The organism is Actinocorallia libanotica (assembly GCF_039525175.1).
In the GTDB taxonomy this organism is placed as follows: domain Bacteria; phylum Actinomycetota; class Actinomycetes; order Streptosporangiales; family Streptosporangiaceae; genus Actinocorallia; species Actinocorallia libanotica.
On sequence record NZ_BAAAHH010000036.1, the window covers coordinates 72,955 to 79,291 of the forward strand.

Genomic DNA, 6,337 nt, shown 5'->3' on the forward strand with positions numbered 1-6,337 from the left:
CGATGGGAAACGTTCTGCCGTGTGCCGGTCACAAGGAGCTCACCCAGGTGTCCCCTGCCTCTGAAAAACCCGCCGCCGTGAAGACGACGCCGCTGTACGAGCTGCACAAGGAGCTCGGCGGCAATCTCGTCGACTTCGCCGGGTACCTCATGCCCCTGCGCTACAAGTCGGAGACCGCCGAGCACCAGGCCGTGCGGACCTCCGCCGGGATCTTCGACGTCTCGCACATGGGTGAGATCTTCGTTACAGGCGCACAGGCCGGCGAGGCGCTGGACCACGCGCTGGCCGGGAACATCTCGGCGCTGGAACAGGGCCGGGCGCGCTACACGATGCTCGTCGACGAGCGGGGCGGGGTGCTGGACGACCTGATCGTCTACCGGCTCAGCCGGCACGGGTTCCTGGTGGTGGCCAACGCCGCCAACACCGGGGTGGTCGCGGCCGAGCTGACGGCGCGGGCCGCCGACTTCGAGGCCACGGTCGACGACCAGACCGAGAACTACGCGCTGCTGGCCGTCCAGGGGCCCGGGGCGCAGGAGATCCTGGCGCGGCTGACCGACGTCGACCTCGCCGGGCTGAAGTACTACTCCCTGGTCAGCGGCACGGTGGGCGGCGTCGTCGCCTTCATCGGCCGCACCGGCTACACCGGTGAGGACGGCTTCGAGCTGTTCGTCGACGCCGGGGACGCCGTGGAGCTCTGGCAGCGGATCACCGAGGCGGGCGGGGACGGGATCACCCCGTGCGGGCTGTCGGCCCGCGACACGCTGCGCCTGGAGGCGGGCATGCCGCTGTACGGGCATGAGCTGACCGCCGAGCTGACCCCGTACGATGCTGGTCTCGGCCGGATCGTGCGGCTGGAGAAGGACTTCGTCGGACGCGACGCCCTCGCGGCCGTCGCCGAGAACGGGCCGTCCCGCAAGCTCGTCGGGCTCGTCGCGCGCGGGCGGCGGGTGCCGCGGGCGGGGTACGCGGTCATCGGCGAGGACGGCGCGCCCTGCGGCGTGGTGACCAGCGGAGCACCCTCCCCGACCCTGGGCAAGCCCATCGCCATGGCCTACGTCGGAACCGGCGCCGTGCCGGTCGCCGTCGACATCCGCGGAAAGCACGAACCGGTCGACGTGGTCGACCTGCCCTTCTACAGGAGAACAGACAAGTGAGCGTTCCTGAGCAGCTCCGCTACACCGAGGAGCACGAATGGGTCTCGGGCCTGGACGGTGAGGACGGCGTCGTGACCGTCGGCATCACCGACTACGCCGCCGACGCCCTCGGCGACATCGTGTACGTCTCGCTGCCCGCGGAGGAGGACGAGGTGACCGCGGGCGAGCCGTGCGGCGAGGCCGAGTCCACCAAGTCGGTCTCCGACATCTACTCGCCGCTGTCCGGCAAGGTCGTGGCGGTCAACCAGGCGGTCGTCGACGACCCGGGGACCATCAACGCCGACCCGTACGGCGAGGGCTGGCTGTACCGGATCCGGATCGGCGACGACAACCCGGACCTGCTCGACGCCGAGGCCTACTCCAAGATCATCGAGGAAGCATGAGCACCCTTTTCCAGCACCTGTCCGAGGTGGACCCCGAGGTCCACGAGGCGGTCCGCGCCGAGCTGGGGCGCCAGCAGCACACCCTGGAGATGATCGCCTCGGAGAACTTCGCCCCGGTGGCGGTCCTGGAGGCCCAGGGCTCGGTGCTGACCAACAAGTACGCCGAGGGCTACCCCGGCCGGCGCTACTACGGCGGCTGCGAGTACGTCGACGTCACCGAGCAGCTGGCGATCGACCGGGCCAAGGCGCTCTTCGGCGCCGAGCACGCCAACGTCCAGCCGCACTCGGGCGCGCAGGCCAACACCGCGGTGTACTTCGCGCTCCTGGACCACGGCGACACCGTGCTCGGCCTCGACCTGGCGCACGGCGGGCACCTGACCCACGGCATGCGGCTCAACTACTCCGGCAAGTTCCTGAACGTGGTGCCCTACCACGTGCGGGAGTCCGACGGCCGGGTCGACATGGACGAGGTCGCGGCGCTGGCGGCCGAGCACCGGCCCAAGATGATCGTCGCCGGCTGGTCGGCCTACCCGCGGCAGCTGGACTTCGCGCGGTTCCGCGAGATCGCCGACTCGGTGGGCGCGCTGCTGTTCGTCGACATGGCGCACTTCGCCGGGCTGGTCGCCGCCGGGCTGCACCCGTCGCCGGTGCCGTACGCCGACGTCGTCACGACCACCACGCACAAGACGCTGGGCGGGCCGCGCGGCGGCCTGATCCTGGCCCGCGAGGAGCTCGGCAAGAAGATCAACTCCGCGGTCTTCCCCGGCATGCAGGGCGGCCCGCTGGAGCACGTGATCGCGGCCAAGGCCGTGGCGCTCAAGGTCGCGGCGACCGAGGAGTTCAAGGACCGCCAGCGGCGCACCCTGGAGGGCGCGCAGGCCATCGCGGCCCGCCTGCTCCAGGACGACGCCGCCAAGGCCGGCGTGAAGGTGCTGACCGGCGGCACCGAGGTCCACCTGGTCCTGGTCGACCTGGTGGACTCCGAGCTGACCGGCCGGGACGCCGAGGACCGCCTGCACGAGATCGGCATCACGGTCAACCGCAACGCCGTCCCCAACGACCCGCGCCCGCCGATGGTCACCTCCGGCCTGCGCATCGGCACCCCGGCGCTGGCCACCCGCGGCTTCACCAAGGAGGACTTCGAGGAGGTGGCCGACATCATCGCCCTCGCCCTCCAGCCGTCCTTCGACGCCTCGGCCCTGTCCGCCCGCGTCAAGGCCCTGGCCGACAGGCACCCGCTCTACCCGGACCTGTGACGCCCCGCCGGGCCCCCGCCCGGCGTCCCGCTCCACCCGCGAGGCCCCGCCCGTTCTTCGGCCGGGGCCTCGCGCTTTTCCGTGCCGGTCCTTCGCGCCGTCCCGGGTTGAGACCTTGCGCGTTGCGGGCCGGGGCTCGTGTCGGGGCGGGGGTTTCTTGACCGGGGGAGGTCTTTGGGGAAACACTGTATCCACTGGAGGAACGCGGTGCGGAGGGGTGATGGCGGATCTGATCGTGGTGGGTGCGGGTCCCGGAGGGCTGGCGTGCACGATCGCCGCGGCCGAGGCGGGGGCGGAGGTGCTCCTGCTGGAGAAGGCCGGGCGGGTCGGCGGGGCGCTGCCCTACTCCGGCGGGCACCTGTCGGCCGCGGGGTTCTCGGCGCAGCGGGCGAAGGGCATCGAGGACGACGTCGCGGCGCACTGGGCCGACATCCGGCGCATCAGCCGGGGCACCGGGCGGGAGGACCTCACCCTGCTGTCGCTGGCCGAGCAGCCCGCGGTCCTGGAGTGGCTGCTGGACGCCGGATACGCCATCGACCCGGCCACCCCGCGGATCGTGCACGGGCACGAGCAGTACCGCACGCCCCGTACGGTGCACGCACCCGACCTGCCGGGCGGGCCGGAGATCCTGCGGGTGCTGGAACTGCTGCTGGAGCCGCACGTGAAGTCCGGGAAGGCGGACGTGCGCTGCGGGGTGAGGGTCGCGGAACTGCTCGTCGAGCGGGACGGGGACGCCGCCGACGAGCAGGTCGTCGGCGTCACGACCGAGGACGGGCGGGTCTTCCGGGCGCCCTCCGTGGTGCTGGCGACAGGCGGATTCGGCTACGCCCCCGAGCTGTTCGCCGAACTGGACGGGGCGCCGCTGACGACGTCCGCCGCCCCCACGTCCACCGGCGACGGCGTTGAGATGGGCCGCCGCATCGGCGCGGGCGTCCAGGGGCGCGGCAAGTACATCCCCACCTTCGGCGGGCTGCCGCCCGAGGGCGACGACCTGCGCGTGGACTGGCTGCACCGGCCGCAGCTGGTGGCCCCCGAACGCCCGCCGTGGGAGATCTACGTCGACCGGAACGGGCGGCGCTGGGTGGCCGAGGACGACCCGAGCATCGACCTGAAGGAGCGGAGGCTGACGGCCGTCGACCAGATGACCTTCTGGATGGTCTTCGACGCCCGCGCGCTCCGCGAATCCCGGCCGATGGTGCACGGCTGGACCCCCGAGGACCTCGACGCCCGGTGCGGTGAACGCCGCGGCGTCCACAAGGCCGCGACCCTCGCGGAGCTCGCCGTGAAGGCGGGCATCTCACCCGAGGGCCTGGCCGAGACCGCGGCCCGCTACAACGCCGCGGTGGCCGCCGGCCGCGACGAGGAGTTCGGCCGCGCGCACCTGCCCGCCCCGATCACCGAAGCCCCCTTCTACGCGATCGAGAACCACCCCGTCACCCTGATCACCTTCGCAGGCCTGGACGTCGACACGTCCCTGCGCGTCCGCCGCGAGAACAACACGCCCATCCCCGGCCTCTACGCCATCGGCGAGGTCATCGGCTCCGCCGCCGTGAACGGCAACGCCTTCTGCTCCGGCATGTGCCTCACCCCCGCCATGGCCTTCGGCCGCATCCTGGGCCGCACCCTGGCCACCTCCTGACCACCCCGAGCCCGCTCTCCCGGACCGACATGACGAAGTTCCACTCCCGCCGCGAGAACACGCCTGCCCCCCACCCCGCCCGTCTCGCCGACCGTGCCCAGACGGGGCCGTCCGGAGCCGACGGCCGAAGCTGAAGCCGACGGCGTGGTGCTTGGTCGAGGGGGCCGGGATGAGGGGCTTGGATTTGGGCGGGGGAGTGTGGTGGAGCCCTGCGGCGGCTCGGTGGTCTTGTCGGCAGTGCCCCGGCGGGGCCGGCGGCCGAAGCTGAAGCCGACGGCATGGTGCCTGGTCGAGGGAGCTGAGGCCGATGACGTGGTGCCTGGTCGAGGGGGCCGGGATGAGGGGCTTGGATTTGGGCGGGGGAGTGTGGTGGAGCCCCGCGGCGGCTCGGTGGTCTTGTCGGCCGTGCCGCGGCGGGGCTCGTGCGGGGTCAGTGGGTGAAGGTGAAGCCGGCGGCGCGGAGTTTGGCCGAGGAGACCGGCATGACGGGGGTTTTGATCTCGCCGCGGAAGTTCAGCGGGGGGAGGCCCTCGGCGGCGCAGATCGCGCCGAACGCCTCGGCGTTGGTCGGCGGGACGGTCTCGTCGGGGATGGCGTTGTAGACGCCGGTGAGGCCCTGGGCGACCACGAAGTCCAGCGCGGCGGCGGCGTCGCGGTAGTCGATGCGGTACAGCAGCGACTCGGCCGAGAAGGGGACGCTGCCGCCCAGCATCTCGTGGGCCATCCGCACCCGCGCCGGGTAGTCGATGTCGCGGGGGTGGCCGTGCACGTCCGGGATGCGCACGACCGCGCCGCGCGGCGCGGCCAGCACGGCCTCCTCGCCCGAGACGAAGTTGCGGGGAGAGGCGTCGTCGTCGTCGGTCGGCGGCGTCGTCTCGTCCACCAGCTCCCCGCGTCCCGCCCCGTAGACGGAGATCGAGCTGGTGAACACCACCCGCGGATGCGCCGCGGCCGCCGTGGCCGCGCTGGCCGTGAGCGTGTCGGCGTACTCGGCGATCCGTGACTCGGCGTCGAACGACCGCGAGATCCGCGGACTCACCGTCAACACGACCGCGTCCGCCCCCGACACGGCCTTCTCGACGGCCTCCCGGTCGCTGCCCCGCAGCACCGCCACATCGGAGCAGACCCCCCGAAGCTCGGCCACCCGCCCCTCGGTCGTGGTCGTCCCGGTCACCCGGTGCCCCGCCTCCGTCCAGCGCCGCGCCAGCTCCATACCGACATTGCCACAACCGATGATCACGTAATGCACGCCGAAGCCCTCCATTGGGAAACACCGTTTCCATTCTGTCCCACCCCTCTCCCCCTGCCAAGCCCCACCCGCCCGTCGCCCCCATCCACGACGAGACAGCACACGTCCCGCCCGTCGGACGACCCGAACCGCACGAGGAGACGGCAACACGTTCGCCGACAGGTCCCATTCGACCCTGCTCCAAACGGGCGATATACGGTCCCAGCGATGCTGGCCCGTTCATGTCACCGTCCGTGACGAGGCGCACGTGATCCGGGTGGCGGGCGGTCCGGATCGCACGAGGTGATGGCAGGCCGGACGGTGAGGAGTTCTGTTCGGTCCTGCTCTAGACGAAAGGCCGGGCGATACGCGGCCCCGATCGGGTTCGTTCGCCGCCGCACGTGGCCGCACGTGATGGGCGGCAGGCGGTCCCGAGATGGATGGTCCGGCGTTTGGCGTGTACCGGATGCCGCGGTCCGAACTCGGAGAGACCACCTGGCCGATGGAGGGGCATGCGGTGGTGTGGGAAGTCCGCGGTGTCGCGCGACGGAGTGGGGCGTGGACGATCGGTGCGGGGTGCGGGATGCGGCCGGCGGCGTGGCGGGGTGCGTCCATGTAGGCGATGACGGCGGCGTCCACGACGTGCTCGTCGACGGGCCCGCGGGGAGGATCGGAAC

At 72.1% G+C, this 6,337-nt stretch carries 5 protein-coding genes; 4 read left to right on the plus strand and 1 reads right to left on the minus strand.

The window, feature by feature from the left end; translation table 11 throughout:
• Nucleotides 1-47: 47 nt before the first annotated feature.
• The 4 genes from gcvT to ABD140_RS32185 all read left to right on the plus strand — a co-directional run bounded on the left by gcvT (nt 48) and on the right by ABD140_RS32185 (nt 4,432).
• Nucleotides 48-1,154 carry a glycine cleavage system aminomethyltransferase GcvT gene (gene gcvT, locus ABD140_RS32170; RefSeq protein WP_344245264.1) on the plus strand — a complete coding sequence of 369 codons (1,107 nt, stop codon included), beginning with the start codon at nt 48-50 and terminating at the stop codon, nt 1,152-1,154.
• A complete protein-coding gene (gene gcvH, locus ABD140_RS32175) occupies nt 1,151-1,537 on the plus strand; it encodes a glycine cleavage system protein GcvH (RefSeq protein ID WP_344245265.1) in 387 nt (128 codons plus the stop codon). Before gcvT ends, gcvH begins: the two co-directional genes overlap by 4 nt.
• Nucleotides 1,534-2,793 (plus strand): serine hydroxymethyltransferase, encoded by a 1,260-nt coding sequence (locus ABD140_RS32180; RefSeq protein WP_344245266.1) that lies wholly within the window; start codon nt 1,534-1,536, stop codon nt 2,791-2,793. Before gcvH ends, ABD140_RS32180 begins: the two co-directional genes overlap by 4 nt.
• Nucleotides 2,794-3,013: 220 nt before the next feature.
• On the plus strand, nt 3,014-4,432 hold the full coding sequence (locus ABD140_RS32185; protein ID WP_344245267.1) for an FAD-dependent oxidoreductase: 1,419 nt from the start codon (nt 3,014-3,016) through the stop codon (nt 4,430-4,432).
• Between the two features lie 430 nt (nt 4,433-4,862).
• Here the strand turns inward: ABD140_RS32185 and ABD140_RS32190 are convergent, their stop codons facing one another.
• Nucleotides 4,863-5,681 carry an NAD(P)-binding domain-containing protein gene (locus tag ABD140_RS32190; RefSeq protein WP_344245269.1) on the minus strand — a complete coding sequence of 273 codons (819 nt, stop codon included), beginning with the start codon at nt 5,679-5,681 and terminating at the stop codon, nt 4,863-4,865.
• Between the last annotated feature and the right edge of the window lie 656 nt (nt 5,682-6,337).

Coding starts and splice junctions, on each gene's coding strand:
- ABD140_RS32185 (WP_344245267.1), top strand. CDS start 3,014: ATGGCGGATCTGATCGTGGTGGGTGCGGGTCCCGGAGGGCTGGCGTGC.
- ABD140_RS32180 (WP_344245266.1), top strand. CDS start 1,534: ATGAGCACCCTTTTCCAGCACCTGTCCGAGGTGGACCCCGAGGTCCAC.